Genomic DNA, 14,354 nt, shown 5'->3' on the forward strand with positions numbered 1-14,354 from the left:
CTTAGCCACGCTCCTTCAGCAGCGCCGCGATGTCACTGATACCAAAGCGCACCGGGTCGGTGGCAGGTACGCCAAACTCGGCACTGACCTCGGCGCAGTAGGCGCGCGCTTCTTCTTCGCTGTAGTTCGAGGTGTTGATAGCGAAACCGGCCAGTTGCACCGAGTCACTGGTGACGGTGGCGGCGCGCAGGTTAGCTTCCACGCAATCTTTCAGGCTGACCATCGGTTGATGCGGCAGATGGCGCATATGTGGGCGGCCCATCTCATGACACATCACCAGCCACTGCGGCTGCGCACCGTGGATCAGACCCATCGAAACACCGGCGTAGGACGGATGGAACAAGGAACCCTGGCCTTCAACGATGTCCCAGTGATCAGCCTCGTTAGCCGGTGACAACGCTTCAACCGCACCCGCGATAAAGTCAGCAATCACCGCATCGATCGCGATACCGGCACCCGCAACCAGGATACCGGTCTGACCGGTGGCGCGGAAATCTGCGTTCAGGCCGATATCACGCATTGCGGCTTCCAGCGCCAGCGAGGTGTACATCTTGCCTACTGAGCAGTCGGTGCCGACAGTAAGTACACGCTTACCGGTACGTTTTTTGCCGCTGCCAACGTCCAGCTTCGGACGCATATGGCGGATATCAAACAGTTCAACGCCGAACTCCTGCGCCAGCGCCACCAGCTCAGGCTCATCCACCAAACGATGGTGCAGGCCGCTGGCAACGTTCATACCGGCTTTGATGGCGTTGCGCACGGTATCCAGCCAGTGCTGCGGCAGGTAACCACCGGCGTTGGCGGTGCCGAGCACCAGGGTTTTCGCGCCACGCGCTTTGGCGGTGGCGATGTCGATCTCTTCCAGACCAAGGCTCACGGTGCAGCCAGGCAGTTTGATTTCGCCAACGCACTGCTCAGGACGCCAGACGTGGATGCCGCGCGCGGTTTTAGCCGCCAGTGGATCGGTTACGTCGCCAAGGAAAAGCAAATAAGGTTGCGGGATCAGCATGATGTTTCTCGTATCAGACAGGTGAAAAGGACCAGAGCTGACTATTCCATGCTGCTGGCGGGAGTGACGAATGCTTGTTTAGTGGCGGGGTATAACCTCAGGCTATAGCCAGATCTAAATCTGATGACTGAAGGGGTAAAACGACGTTTTCAGGGAGAAATTGGGGAGAGAATGCGCGGGAGAGATAAGAAAATCATTGATAATCACCGGTCGATCCCTGACCGCGATTATCGAGGGTTGCGTGCGGAGCGCTTAGTTTAAAGCACCCGGCGGTACGTGTTTGTAAGTTTCAACATAAGCACGAAACACGTATTTGAAGAACCGTTTCATAAAGCACCTGATTAAAAATAAGTTGAGAAATACTAAAAAAAGTATATCCCCAGCCTGTTTTTTAAGCAAGAAACTTTGAACCAGATCACAAAATTGCAGGTTTTTCGCATCTGCACAATCTGCCGATACGAAAGACCTTAACTGAACCAACCCAGATGTTCCACCAGAATGGTGGAACCGATACAAATCAGGACAACGCCTCCCAGCACTTCCGCCCATTTACCCAATACCGGGCCAATAAAGCGTCCCACCATCACGCCGGTGGTCGCCATCACGGTGGTGGCTGCGCCGATGGTGATAGCGGTCATCACGATGTTCACCTGCAAAAACGCCAGGCCAACACCCACCGCCAGGGCATCCAGACTGGTGGCTACCGCGGTTAACGCCAGCACCATAAAACCGTGACGCTGCGGCGGATCACAGGGTTCACCGGCGGTCTGACTTAAGCCCGCCATCATCATACGGCCACCGAGCAGCGTCAGCAGGCCAAAGGCCAGCCAGTGATCCCATGCCATTACATAACGACTGGCCGCCAGGCCAATTGCCCAACCAATCAGCGGGGTGAGCATTTCAATCACACCGAAAATCAGACCGGTGCGCAGTGCCTCTTTAAAATCTGGACGATGCAGTGACGCGCCTTTGCCAAGTGCTGCGGCGAAAGCGTCCATTGACATACCAAAGGCCAGAATCAGGGTTGCGAAAAATGTCATGATTTTTCAGTCAACGCGGAGCAAAAGGCGTATAAGCCTGGAGTTTGTCCGCATTTATTGTTCAGTAATGAAAAAGTGCGCGCAGTCTAGCACGCAAATTAACTAAAAAAAAGACAGTAAAATCAGGGCTTTAAGTATAGCAAAGGCTATAACTCTTAACTCTCGCTATTTCTGCTGCTAAGTCGATGGAATAGAAGAAAATTATTCAGCCTGTCGTCCCAGGGATTGCGCCCTGTGGGGCTTTGTGCGCTAATGCCCGCGCGGCTTGATGTTATTGCACGAATTCGTAGCGGCGCGATTTATCGCGCTGTATTCCTGGGTGATGTAAACCCGCGCGATAAATCGCGCCGCTACGGTATATGCGCGACTTGTTGTGGAATTTTGCGATGAAAAACCCGTTAGAAACCCTGATTATCCCTGGCGGCATTTTACTGCTGGGCTTTCTCTCCGCGCTGCTGCTGCCTGCGCCAGCCTTTAGCCTGGTGATGGCAAAGAGCCTGCAAACCCGCTTTCATTTGCAGGATCTGAATCAGCTTTACACCATTGTGTTTTGTCTGTGGTTTTTACTGCTGGGCGCGATTGAATTTTTCGTTATTCGCTTCGTCTGGCGACGCTGGTTCAGGCAGTAACCGCAGCATCGGCCCATTGCGTCACCACCGCATCCAGATCGCGATACGCCTGCGCCAGGCCCGCTTCCCGTGCGGCCTGGTCCGCAAATGCCAGCGGTTCCGCGTTGACAAACTGCGGCGCCTGGATGCCGATAAAGCCAAAGGCAGCACGCAGGGCGGGCGTTAAGGCGTCCATATCAGCATAGGGCGAACCCGGTTGCAGGCTTGCCCCACGCGTGGTCAGAAACAGCGCTTTCTGGCGCGTCAGATTTCCAATCACATTTTGTTGTTCATCAAAGTGATACGTCAGATTGGTGCGAATAATGGCATCAATATAGGCTTTGAAGGCCGACGGCATACTCCAGTTGTACATCGGCATAGCGAACAGCAAGGCATCGGCATCGAGCAGTTGCGCACACAGGCGATCGGAATCTGCCAGCACCGCTTTCATACGTGGCGTGCGTTGGTCCTCCGGTGTGTAAGTCGCCTGGGCAAACTCCCCGCTGACATGGCTCACCGGATGCTGGTCCAGATCGAGATACTCCACCTGCAACACAGGCAGCTGCGCCTGCAAACGCTCAACAAAATAACGACTTAACGCGCGAGAGTTGGATTTGGCACCTTTTGGGCTGACATCAACGTGTAACAGTTTCATCACTCAGATTCCTTATTCGTTGCAATGAGGCGTACCTTAATCCTCCCATTGGACCAGTAAAAGGCACAAGAATGCGGTTTTTTACTGGTCCATGCGTGGTTGATGCGCATCCACCAGCCATTTCAGCCGTTCGGCACAGCGCGCAAACCCTTCGCGCGGTAACTGGGTCACCCCCAGCAGGAAACCATATTGTCGCCCGGTTTCGTGTTGAAACCAGATGGAGAGCGGTGAAGGTGCCAGGCCATAGGCCAGCGCCTCACGGGCAATTTGCTGGTCTGGCGTGCCTGCGGGCAAACGGACAATCACTGCCAGACCGGCGCGTTGAACATCAGTAAAATGCGGGCGTAATGCCGCAACAATCCCCTCCAGCCGCTCATGATAGACCCGCTTCATACGCCGCAAATGGCGCAGGAAATGGCCCTCACGCAGGAATTCCGCTACCGCGTCATGCAGCAGCGCAGAGGAGGCGGGTGCCAGCAGTGCGCTGGTGTCGGCAAAGCGCGCCGCCAGACCGGGCGGCACCACGACAAATCCCAGCCGCAGGCTGGGGCTGAGGGTTTTACTGAAGGTACCGACGTGGATCACTCGCCCGTCGCTATCCATCGCCGCCAGCGCCGGAGCGGCACGGCTGCCGAGTTGCAGTTCGCCGAGATAGTCATCTTCCACGATCCAGCGCTGTTGGGAGCTGGCCCATGCCAGCAACGCCTGGCGGCGTGCCAGCGAGAGCGTTACCCCAAGCGGTGCCTGCTGTCCGGCCGTGACCAGGGCAAATGCAGCATCAGGCGCGCGTACCTTCCCCTCCTCCACCCGCAAGCCTTCAGCATCCACCGGGATGCCGACCGGCGTTACATGCATGTGCTGCAATGCCGCGCGTGCCAGCATAAAACCGGGTTCTTCCATCCATGCCTGTTGACCGTGTAAACCGAGCGCCAGCGCAATCAAACCCAGCGCGCCCGCGTAGCCATTGCTTACCAGGATCTGACTTGCCTGGCAATGAATCCCGCGCGCCACCGCCAGATAGCCCACCAGCGCCTGGCGCAGCGCAAGGCTGCCACGCGGATCGGGATAGCCGCGTGACTGGCTGGCCTGCTGGCGCGCCTGCCGTTGTACTACGCGTGTCCAGACTTTGGCCGGAAAAGCGTCGCTGGCGGGGACGCCCATCTGGAAAGTCAGCGGCGCCGTGTCGAAGTCATACACCATGTCGAGCAGAGCGGACCCTGTCGCAACCACCGCCGCGCGCGGCGGCTGGCTTAACGCCGCAGCCGCCACAAAGGTGCCCGCCGCCCCTTTTGCCACCAACAATTGGCTATCTACCAACATGTCATACGCGCGACGCACCGTGCCGCGCGCCACGCCCAGTTGCACTGCCAGATCACGGCATGATGGCAAGCGCGCACCGGCCACCAGTTGCCCTTCGGCAATCGCCATGCTGAGTTGCTGGTGCAGTTGTTCACTCAACCCCCGCGTATCGCTGCGATCCAATGTCAGGGCGAATGGACCACTGCTTTTGTCATTTTTTGGCACTTTTGTTGCTCCATACGGCAGTGAACAATGCAGATGAAAACCTTAACTGATTGAGGAACGAAAGATGAGCCAACGTATCGATTTTTACAGCGCCGCGCCCGGTGCGATGAAAGCCCTGGGTGGCGTTTATAGCTATCTGACACAAACCGACCTGTCGCACAGCCTGCTGGAGCTGGTATTTCTGCGCGTTTCGCAGATTAACGGCTGTGCTTACTGCATCGATATGCACACCCAGGCACTGCACAAAGCCGACATGCCGTGGCACAAAATTGTGTTAACCCAGGTATGGCATGAATCAGGCACGCTGTTTGATGCCCGCGAACAGGCAGCGCTGGCGTGGGCCGAGAGCCTGACGCTGATTGCCAGCCAGGGTGCGCCCGAGGCGTTGTTTGCGCAAGTGAAAGCGGTGTTCAGCGATAAGGAGATTGTGGATCTCAACGTGGCAATCGGTTTGATGAATACCTATAACCGGCTGGCGATCAGTCTGAAAAAGTTACCCGATAGTGCACCGCGTGATTGAAAATTCTTCTGACGGGCGCGGTAGCTCGCGCCTGAATAAGTCATCACACAAATGTAACATTATTTTTACACAAGCAGGCGAAATATCGCGCAACATAAAAATCGCATAAAAAATCAATTTTCTTTAAATTCAATATTATCATAATGTTAACATTAACCCTTTGGTGTTAACCCCGTAAAAATCCGCACAAAAGCATCACAATGCCGCAACATAGACATTGCCGTAACCGTCTGATTAAGGGATAAAAATCCCTTATGACAAGCGGGTTACGCCGATTAATTCTTATGCTGAATCATTTCTGCCTTTAAAAAATAAACAAACGTTTAATTCCGATACGAGAATGTTATATTCGAATGACTATGCATAACGTGCAGTTAACCGTTAGCACCCCCACGACTTAACCTGAGTCTTAACCTTTGAGAAACGGCGCGACGCGCTCGAAAGAAGCGTGGCTGTTTCGCCTGCGAACCTGTTGAACTTCAGGTCAACAGAAGAGGAGATGTCGCCTCATGAGCAAAACTGCGGTAAATCTGGCGCTGGCAGTAAGCGCCGCTGGCATGGAAAGCGCAAACCTTCAGGAACGAAAAGACGTTGATGTGCTGTTAATTGGCGCTGGCGTCATGAGCGCTACTTTAGGAACCTGGTTGCAAGACCTGGAGCCGGATTGGTCTATTGAGATGGTCGAACGCCTGGCAACGGTAGCGGAAGAGTCATCCAATGGCTGGAACAATGCTGGTACCGGTCACGCTGCGCTGGCGGAGCTGAACTACACGCCGCAGAAGGCGGATGGCGGCATCGATATTTCTAAAGCGGTGGCGATTAACGAATCGTTCCAGATTTCCCGTCAGTTCTGGGCGTATCACGTTCAGAAAGGCAATCTGCGCAATCCGAAAAGCTTTATCCACAGTACGCCGCACATGAGCTTCGTCTGGGGCGACGACAACGTCGAATTCCTGCGCAAACGTTTCCAGGCGCTGCAAAAAAGCACCCTGTTCCGTGGCATGGAATACTCAGAAGAACGCGATCAAATCACGCAGTGGATTCCGCTGGTGATGAATGGTCGCGACAAAAAACAGAAAGTGGCTGCCACCTGGACCGAAATGGGCACCGACGTGAACTTCGGTGAAGTGACGCGCCAGCTGATCGCCGCCCTGGAGAAGAAAGCCAATTTCCGCCTGCGGATGCGCCAGGAAGTGCGTGATATCAAGCGCCTGAGTGATGGTCGCTGGCAGGTTAGCCTGTTTAATCCCGACAGTGGCGAAAGCCGTGTGCTCAACGCCCGTCAGCTGTTTATCGGCGCAGGCGGCGCGGCACTGCCGCTGCTGCAAAAATCGGGCATCCCGGAAGTGAAAGGCTATGCCGGTTTCCCGGTGGGCGGCTCGTTCCTGGTGACAGAGAACCCGGACGTGGTGCAGCAGCATATGGCGAAGGTGTATGGCAAAGCCTCTGTCGGCGCACCACCGATGTCCGTGCCGCACGTTGATACCCGCGTGCTGGATGGCAAACAGGTGCTGCTGTTTGGTCCCTTCGCCACCTTCTCCACCAAATTCCTCAAGCAAGGTTCGCTGCTGGATATGTTCGGCGCGATGAATGGCAGCAACCTGATGCCAATGATGCAGGTTGGGCTGAAAAACTTCGATCTGGTGAAATATCTGGTTGATCAGGTGCTGCAAAGCGATAGCGACCGTATGGACGCCCTGCGCGCCTATGTACCGCAGGCGAAGCAGGAAGACTGGCGTCTGGTGACGGCAGGTCAACGCGTGCAGATCATCAAGAACGATGAGAAAGACGGCGGCGTGTTGCGTCTTGGCACCGAAGTGGTCACCTCACAAGATGGCACGATTTCGGCGCTGCTGGGCGCATCACCGGGGGCATCGACTGCCGCACCGATTATGCTGGAGCTGATGGCGAAGGCCTTCCCGGAGCAGATGCGTTCGCCTGAGTGGCAGACCAAAATCCGCACGGTTATTCCATCCTGGGGCCGTAAGCTCAACGGTGACGTGGCACTGACCGAGAAAGTATTGGCAGAAACCAGTCGCGTGCTGCAACTCGATTACGCACCGGTGACACCGATGGCCGCGAACGACGAAGGCCGCGAAACCGCGCACGTCGTCGGCAAGTAAATACCTGTAACGGCGCGGTTGATCGCGCCGTTTCGTATTCTTACACCAACTGCAACGCGTCGTACAACATCCACCCGGTCGTCACCACCAGCGACAACGCCATCAGGCTGTTGAAGGCCTGGCGCTTCCACGCAATTTGCAGGTGGTTGCGCAAGCGATCTCCCAGCGCCGCCCAGATCAAAATGCACGGCAGGTTCAGCAGCGCAAATCCCACCACGATCGCCGCCACCCCATTGCTGTTGGCATACATCAACGCCACGTTACTCGCCATTAACCAGGCTTTGGGATTGACCGCCTGAAACAAGGCACCACTCAGGATGGTCATCGGCTGAACGCTGTCTCGTGCCTCGGGTGCTCCCGCACGAAAAATCTTCCACGACAGCCAAAGCAGGTAGCCACATCCCACCAGCGTTAACGGCAGGCGAATCGCGCTCATCCAGTGCAGCAGCACCTCCAGCGCTACCCCCGCCAGTACCACCTGCATCGCACAGCCCAGCATAATGCCGAACACCATCGGCAACGTACGCTTAAAGCCAAAATTCACCCCGGAAGTGGCAAGCAGCAGGTTGTTCGGGCCGGGGGTGATCGACATAACGGTGACATAACTGAAGAAAGAGGGATCGAGCATGATGCAGTTCCTGATTGATCAACATGACTTCATGCTAATCGTCACAACGCAATGGAAACAGAGACACAAAATGACTATTGTTATGGTTACAGTTTGCCAAATTGATAATTGTACCCATCAAATGCGGAGGCTTTTGTGTCCCTTCCTCTTTCATCCGGCCAGACGCTGTATCAGCAGCTCGCCGACAGCTTTGCGGAATCTATCCACCAGGGAACACTGAAGCCCGGTAAACGCCTGCCCGCCATACGTCGGGTAGCGCAATCCCATCAGGTGAGTATCAATACGGTACTCAATGCCTGGCAAATTCTGGAAGATCGCGGCCTGATCGAAGCACGTCCTCAGTCCGGGTATTATGTACGCAGCGTGTTACCTGCGTTGACACGTCCGGTACAGAAAATGCGCGCGAAGGTGGATGACCCGAGTACACAAAAGCTGGAGCTGATTGAGCAGGTGTTTGCCGCGCAGAACAACCCGGACTACACCAATATCTCGCTGGCCTGCCCACAGGATGCTGAATTGTATCCGTCAGCCCGTCTGAGCCGGATAACCGCCAGCGTTTTACGCCGTAACCCGCAAATAGTTGGTCGTTACGCGCTTCCGCCGGGTAGTGAGCGCTTACGGGAGGAGATTGCCCGCCGCAGTCTGCATACCGGGATAAACCTTACCGCGCAGGACATCACTCTCACTCATGGCTGCATGGAAGCACTACAACTGGCGCTGCGCGCGGTCACCAAACCCGGAGACTGTGTCGGGCTGGAATCCCCTACCTACTTCTTTCTCTTCCCATTGCTGGCTTCACTGGGGCTGAAAGCGCTGGAGATTCCCACCGATCCACAGCAGGGATTATCGCTGGATGCCCTGGAGATGCTGCTCCAGGAACAGCGTATTCAGGCGCTGATCGCCATGCCCGGCGCGCAGAACCCGCTCGGCTACGTGATGCCGCTGGCGAATAAGAAACGTCTGGCGAAGTTAGTAAACACTTACCACCTTCCATTGATTGAAGACGGTCTGTACGACGAATTGCAGTTTGACTGGCCGTTGTCACCGCCGGTTAAAGCCTTCGATAACGATGGCTGGGTGATTTACTGCACCAGCTTTACCAAAACCGTCGCACCCGATTTTCGCATCGGCTGGACCGCCGCCGGGCGTTTTCACGAAAAAATTGCGCGGCTGAAGGCGGTGTCGTCGATGTCGGAGTCCCGCCTGCTGAGCGAAGTGCTGGCGGAGTTTCTCGCCAGCGGTGGCTACGATCACCACCTGCGCACCCTGCGTCGCCGCTATGCTGCCAATCTTGATGCAGCGCGTGGCATTATCGCCCGCCATTTCCCGCAGGGAACGCGCGCTACCCTGCCGCGCGGTGGCTTTGTGTTTTGGGTCGAACTGCCGGGAAAAGTGGATACCGTGGAGATGTTTCATCGGTTGTTGCAGGAGCAAATTTGCGTCACGCCGGGTGCGCTGTACTCACTGAGTGAGCGCTACACCCATGCGCTGCGCCTCTCCTGCTGCTATCCGTTCGATGCGCGTTATACCTGGGCACTGGAGCGTACTGGCGCGCTGGCCTGTGAATTAAGCGGCCTGCCGCCAGGACAGGATCAAGGCGTGCCGTTACGGCCCCAGGTGGTGTAACCCTCGCGCTCGGTCAGGCGTTCGTAATAGGTGCGTACCGCTGGCAGGTCGGCATGTTCCAGCGGAGTTTCAAACCAGCGGTTCACCGCCAGACCGACCGGGATATCCGCCAGAGTGAAGTTACGGCCTGCTACGTAGCGCCCGGTTTTTTCCAACTGCTGGTTGAGAATACCCATAGTGTGATTCCAGCCTTTGCAGGCTGCCGCCAGCAGACGTTCATCCTGGTGGGCGGGTGAATTGCGCACCAGCGACATAAACGCGTAGCGCCATGAGGTGTTAAGTTCAGTGGCTTGCCAGTCAGTCCATTGATCGATCGGCGCACGGGCGCGCGGGTTTTCCGGGTAGAGCCACTCGCCGCCGTAACTGGTGGCGAGATAGCGCAGAATGGCATTGGACTCCCACATGACGAAATCGTCTTCGATAATCACCGGGATCATGGCATTGGGGTTAAGCGCCAAAAATTCGGGAGAGTGCAGGGATTTGTTTTCATCGCCCCAGACTTCGTGCTCGTAAGGAATATCCAGCTCGGCACATAGCCACAAAACTTTGCGCACGTTAATTGATGATGTGCGGCCAAGAATTTTTAACATAGCGAACTCCGGTTGCATAATTGTTAATCTATTCATAGCCCTAATGATTACCTTTAGCAATCAACATCATGTAAATCAGGATTTCAGACCACCTCAACGAGGAAGGAGTGACAATGAAGGTCGCGTTTAAACAAGTGGATGTCTTTACCTCATCAGCCTTTCGCGGCAATCCGCTGGCGGTGATTATGGATGCACAGGGATTGAGCGATGCGCAATTGGCTGCGATTGCGCGCTGGACCAATTTGTCGGAAACCACCTTTGTGCTGCCACCGGAGGATGCCGCGGCGGATTATCGGGTGCGCATCTTTACCCCCGGTGGTGAGCTGCCGTTTGCCGGGCATCCGACGCTTGGCACCGCGCATGCGCTGCTTGAGGCGGGCTGGCCGCTGAAGACGCCGGGCAAAATCGTGCAGGAGTGTGGCGTTGGCCTGGTGGACGTCAGGATCAGCACTGACGGAGCGCTGGCTTTCGCCGCCCCGGCAGCCACCCTGACGCCCTTCAGCGATGCGCTGATCGGCAGCGCCATTAATAGCGACGCCCTGGATGAAAGCCAGTCGCCTACGGTGGTGGATATGGGGATCCGCTGGCTGCTGTTACCGATGACCAGCGCCGCAGCAGTGCGGGAGATTCAGGCCAACGCCAGTGATCTGCTGCGCTTGCAGAAACACGCCAAGGTGAATGGCATCGCCCCGTTTGGCCCGTTACCACAAGGTGAAAGCGAACAATATGAATTGCGCGCGCTGTTTATAGAGAACGGCAGCCTGGTGGAAGATCCGGTGACCGGCAGCGCCAATGCCTGCCTGGCGCGCTATTTGGCGTCACAGGGCGATACCCGCGACTACCGCGCCCGTCAGGGCAGCGTGGTTCAGCGTGACGGACGCATTCAGGTCAGTTTCACGCCAGAGGCCATCTGGATTGGCGGCCAGACAGTGACGGTGATTAACGGTACCATCGAGGTATAACGCACCGAGGCAAATTGCGCGATAAATCGCGCCGCTACGGTATCTGCACATATTTGTAGCGGCGCAATTTATTGCGCGGTTGATTACAGTGCTTGCCCGCCGGACGCTTCGATACGCTGGGCGGTGATCCAGCCAGTTTCATCGCTCAGAATTGCGCTGACCGCGTCGCCGATATCATCCGGCAGTCCCACGCGGCCCAGTGCCGTCAGCGAGGCAATGGTGTCATTGATTTCTTTGGTGTCGCGTACGCGGCCACCGCCAAAATCCGTCTCAATCGCCCCTGGTGCCAGGATGTTGACGCGGATACGCCGTTCGCCCAATTCCTTCGCCTGGTAGCGCGTCAACACTTCCATCGCCCCTTTCATGGAGGCATAGGTGCTGGACCCTGGATAAGTGATACGCGTCAGGCCGCTGGAGATATTGAGGATACGACCACCATCAATAATCACCGGCAGCAGCTTCTGGGTAAGAAAGTACGGCCCTTTGAAATGCACGTTGACCAGTGCATCAAACTCGTCCTCGGTGGTTTCGCTGAACAGCTTGTAGTGACCGTGACCGGCGTTGTTCACTAAATAGTCAAAGTTGTCTCGCTGCCACACCTTTTGCAGCGTCTCTTTAACCTGACTGACAAAGCCATCAAACTGACGCGTATCGCCGACATCCAGCAACAGCGCGGCAGCACGCGCACCCAGCGCTTCAATCTCCTTCACCACCGCCTCAGCTTCTTCTGCATGGCTGCGGTAAGTAAAAATAATATCGGTGCCTTTTGCGGCCAGTTTTAGCGCGGCATTCTTGCCTAAACCGCGATTGCCGCCAGTAATCAACGCAATTTTGTGACTCATGATTCGCTCCTGTTGCAAAATTGAACACGTTTCAAGGATATTCTCTGAGGTTTGATCTATAAACTCGTTGTAATGCGCTGCACTGTTTCACTAACAACAACAATCGGTGAACAACATGGATAAAATTCACGCAATGCAGGTTTTTGTGCGGGTGGCAGAAATGGGCAGTTTTACCCGCGCGGCAGAGAGCCTTGGTTTGCCAAAAGGCAGCGTATCGCGCCAGTTACAGGCGCTGGAAAATCAAATGGGTACACGGCTGCTGCATCGCACTACGCGCCGTGTCCATCTCACCCAGGATGGGCTGGTTTATTACGATCGCTGCCTCGATTTGTTGTCGATGCTGGATGATATGGACAGCCTGTTTCAACACGATCCGGCGACGCTGAGCGGCAAATTGCGCGTGGATATGTCGGTAGCGATGGCGACCGGTTTTATCCTGCCGCGGTTGCCGGAGTTTTTGCAGCACTATCCAGGCGTTGAGATTGAGCTTAGCAGCAGCGATCGCCAGGTGGATGTAATCCGTGAGGGATTTGACTGCGTGATACGCGTGGGGGAGCTGAAAGATTCCGGCCTGATCGCGCGTAAAATCGGAACTCATGCCTTGATTAACTGCGCCAGCCCCGATTACCTTTCCCGCTTCGGTATGCCGGTGCGCCTGGAAGATTTATCGCAACATGCGATGGTGCACTATACCCAGCAGTTGGGCCAGCCATCGCCTGGCTTTGAATATTTTGATGGCAAGCAGACGCATTACGTGCAAACCGGCGGCGTGGTAACCGTCAACAGCACCGAAACCTATCGTGCGGCGTGTATTGCCGGGCTGGGGATTATTCAGGTGCCGGCGATTGGTGTGCAGCCATTGCTGGAGTCCGGGCAACTGGTGGAAGTGCTGCATCATTTTCCGGCTAAACCGATGCCGATTTCGCTGCTCTATCCGCACCGACGCAATGTTGCACGCCGGGTGCGGGTGTTTATGGAGTGGCTAAGCCAGGTCTTGCAGGAGTATGTCACTTAGCAGGCTATAATTTTAATTTCGCTGTGAACAGGATGATGAATGTCTATGACGGACGAAAAAAATCAGGAAAAAGCGGCCGGGCAAAAGCCGCTCATTGATCTGAAAACCGGTAACCAGCATGTGGACCGCTCGATTGTGCATGTCTCACGCTTCGCGACCTGGTTTCAGGCCATCCCGGCGGTAGCCCATTTTTTGCGCGCGCTGGAGCGGTTCAATGATCGTCTCGGCAGCCAGTTTGGTGCCGCCATTACCTACTTCTCGTTTCTCTCATTGATACCGATTTTGATGGTCTCCTTTGCGGCGGTCGGTTTTGTGCTGGCGTCGAATCAGGATTTACTCACGGAGTTGATCAACAAAATCGTCAACAGTATCAGCGATCCTAACCTTGCCAATACCCTGAAAAACACCGTCAATACGGCGATTCAACAGCGTGCGACCGTCGGCCTGACCGGCCTGCTGCTGGCGCTGTATTCAGGCATTAACTGGATGGGTAACCTGCGCGAAGCGATTCGCGCGCAATCGCGTGATGTGTGGGAACGGAAACCTGATGATCAGGAAAAATTCTGGAAGCGATACATTCGTGATTTTATCTCACTCACCGGTCTGATGCTGGCGCTGGTCATCACCTTGTCGCTGACCTCGGTGGCCGGGGCAGCGCAGGCCGCGATTGTGCAGGCGCTGGGGCTGGATCATATTGAGTGGTTACGCCCGGCGATGACCATCATTACCCTGAGTATCTCTATCTTTGCTAACTATTTACTCTTCCTGTGGATTTTCTGGATTTTGCCGCGCCACAAGCCGCGTAAGAAAGCGCTGTTTCGCGGTACGCTGCTGGCGGCTGTTGGCTTTGAGGTGATTAAGTTTGTCATGACCATTACCTTGCCAAAACTGGCGACCTCCCCCTCCGGTGCGGCATTTGGTTCGGTATTAGGTCTGATGGCATTTTTCTACTTCTTTGCGCGTCTCACGCTGTTCTGCGCCGCCTGGATCGCCACCGCCAGATATAAAGATGATAAAGAGATGCCGCAACCCCACCAGCAACATTAGTTACATTTGCCGCAACAGCCAAAAATGTTCCCCATTGGCTGTTTTTGCGGCAAAACCCAGCAGGAATCGCTAAAGGGTCACTTTTATTTGGCCCTTTTGCAGAGATTCCCGCCAAAAAAGCCGCCGTTCCCCTTCCCATCCGCCGCCGATTGCATGAACTCAGAA

Annotated in this window: 15 protein-coding genes; 7 read left to right on the plus strand and 8 right to left on the minus strand. The window is 55.5% G+C overall.

The window, feature by feature from the left end; genetic code table 11:
• Position 1: 1 nt before the first annotated feature.
• The 3 genes from dgcN to mntP all read right to left on the minus strand — a co-directional run bounded on the left by dgcN (position 2) and on the right by mntP (position 2,049).
• Positions 2–1,009, minus strand: a complete 1,008-nt coding sequence (dgcN, locus tag AC6I8R_RS19680) for an N-acetyltransferase DgcN (protein WP_021184967.1) — start codon at positions 1,007–1,009, stop codon at positions 2–4.
• A 252-nt stretch (positions 1,010–1,261) separates the two neighbouring features.
• On the minus strand, positions 1,262–1,558 hold the full coding sequence (locus tag AC6I8R_RS19685) for a hypothetical protein (RefSeq protein ID WP_497829719.1): 297 nt from the start codon (positions 1,556–1,558) through the stop codon (positions 1,262–1,264).
• Complete coding sequence (mntP, locus tag AC6I8R_RS19690; protein ID WP_415173616.1) at positions 1,477–2,049, minus strand: manganese efflux pump MntP; 573 nt, start codon at positions 2,047–2,049, stop codon at positions 1,477–1,479. The genes AC6I8R_RS19685 and mntP overlap by 82 nt, the downstream gene beginning before the upstream one ends.
• 386 nt (positions 2,050–2,435) lie before the next feature.
• Here mntP and AC6I8R_RS19695 point away from each other — a divergent pair, with 386 nt between their 5' ends.
• Positions 2,436–2,678 carry a DUF1158 domain-containing protein gene (locus tag AC6I8R_RS19695; protein WP_036626745.1) on the plus strand — a complete coding sequence of 81 codons (243 nt, stop codon included), beginning with the start codon at positions 2,436–2,438 and terminating at the stop codon, positions 2,676–2,678.
• On the opposite strand, the gene AC6I8R_RS19700 is transcribed toward AC6I8R_RS19695, so the two are convergent.
• Together AC6I8R_RS19700 and pdxR are read right to left on the minus strand one after the other, a co-directional pair.
• On the minus strand, positions 2,668–3,312 hold the full coding sequence (locus tag AC6I8R_RS19700) for an FMN-dependent NADH-azoreductase (protein ID WP_415173615.1): 645 nt from the start codon (positions 3,310–3,312) through the stop codon (positions 2,668–2,670). The two genes, AC6I8R_RS19695 and AC6I8R_RS19700, sit on opposite strands and share 11 nt — an antisense overlap.
• Positions 3,313–3,393: 81 nt before the next feature.
• Complete coding sequence (pdxR, locus tag AC6I8R_RS19705) at positions 3,394–4,836, minus strand: MocR-like pyridoxine biosynthesis transcription factor PdxR (protein ID WP_497832714.1); 1,443 nt, start codon at positions 4,834–4,836, stop codon at positions 3,394–3,396.
• Between the two features lie 64 nt (positions 4,837–4,900).
• Between pdxR and AC6I8R_RS19710 the strand changes: the two genes are divergently transcribed.
• Together AC6I8R_RS19710 and mqo are read left to right on the plus strand one after the other, a co-directional pair.
• Positions 4,901–5,356 (plus strand): carboxymuconolactone decarboxylase family protein, encoded by a 456-nt coding sequence (locus tag AC6I8R_RS19710; RefSeq protein ID WP_021184972.1) that lies wholly within the window; start codon positions 4,901–4,903, stop codon positions 5,354–5,356.
• Between the two features lie 509 nt (positions 5,357–5,865).
• A complete protein-coding gene (gene mqo, locus AC6I8R_RS19715; RefSeq protein ID WP_021184973.1) occupies positions 5,866–7,479 on the plus strand; it encodes a malate dehydrogenase (quinone) in 1,614 nt (537 codons plus the stop codon).
• Positions 7,480–7,519: 40 nt separating this feature from the next.
• Here mqo and AC6I8R_RS19720 read toward each other — a convergent pair whose 3' ends face one another.
• Positions 7,520–8,107: a LysE family translocator gene (locus AC6I8R_RS19720; protein ID WP_208724381.1), complete on the minus strand. Its 588-nt coding sequence runs from the start codon at positions 8,105–8,107 to the stop codon at positions 7,520–7,522.
• Between the two features lie 135 nt (positions 8,108–8,242).
• Between AC6I8R_RS19720 and AC6I8R_RS19725 the strand changes: the two genes are divergently transcribed.
• Entirely contained in the window at positions 8,243–9,733 is a 1,491-nt protein-coding gene (locus AC6I8R_RS19725) for an aminotransferase-like domain-containing protein (RefSeq protein ID WP_021184974.1), read from the plus strand.
• Here AC6I8R_RS19725 and AC6I8R_RS19730 read toward each other — a convergent pair.
• Complete coding sequence (locus tag AC6I8R_RS19730) at positions 9,700–10,323, minus strand: glutathione S-transferase family protein (protein WP_021184975.1); 624 nt, start codon at positions 10,321–10,323, stop codon at positions 9,700–9,702. The genes AC6I8R_RS19725 and AC6I8R_RS19730 overlap by 34 nt on opposite strands.
• A gap of 113 nt (positions 10,324–10,436) precedes the next feature.
• On the opposite strand from AC6I8R_RS19730, the gene AC6I8R_RS19735 reads away from it, so the two are divergent.
• Positions 10,437–11,285 carry a PhzF family phenazine biosynthesis protein gene (locus AC6I8R_RS19735; protein WP_415173610.1) on the plus strand — a complete coding sequence of 283 codons (849 nt, stop codon included), beginning with the start codon at positions 10,437–10,439 and terminating at the stop codon, positions 11,283–11,285.
• 83 nt (positions 11,286–11,368) lie between these two features.
• Here AC6I8R_RS19735 and AC6I8R_RS19740 read toward each other — a convergent pair whose 3' ends face one another.
• Entirely contained in the window at positions 11,369–12,127 is a 759-nt protein-coding gene (locus AC6I8R_RS19740; protein WP_208724383.1) for an SDR family NAD(P)-dependent oxidoreductase, read from the minus strand.
• Between the two features lie 115 nt (positions 12,128–12,242).
• Between AC6I8R_RS19740 and AC6I8R_RS19745 the strand changes: the two genes are divergently transcribed.
• On the plus strand, positions 12,243–13,142 hold the full coding sequence (locus AC6I8R_RS19745; RefSeq protein ID WP_497832715.1) for a LysR family transcriptional regulator: 900 nt from the start codon (positions 12,243–12,245) through the stop codon (positions 13,140–13,142).
• Positions 13,143–13,181: 39 nt separating this feature from the next.
• On the plus strand, positions 13,182–14,189 hold the full coding sequence (gene yhjD / locus AC6I8R_RS19750) for an inner membrane protein YhjD (RefSeq protein WP_021184978.1): 1,008 nt from the start codon (positions 13,182–13,184) through the stop codon (positions 14,187–14,189).
• The last annotated feature ends 165 nt before the right edge of the window (positions 14,190–14,354 follow it).

It is taken from the genome of Pantoea sp. X-Soil-OKNW-713, assembly GCF_059730685.1.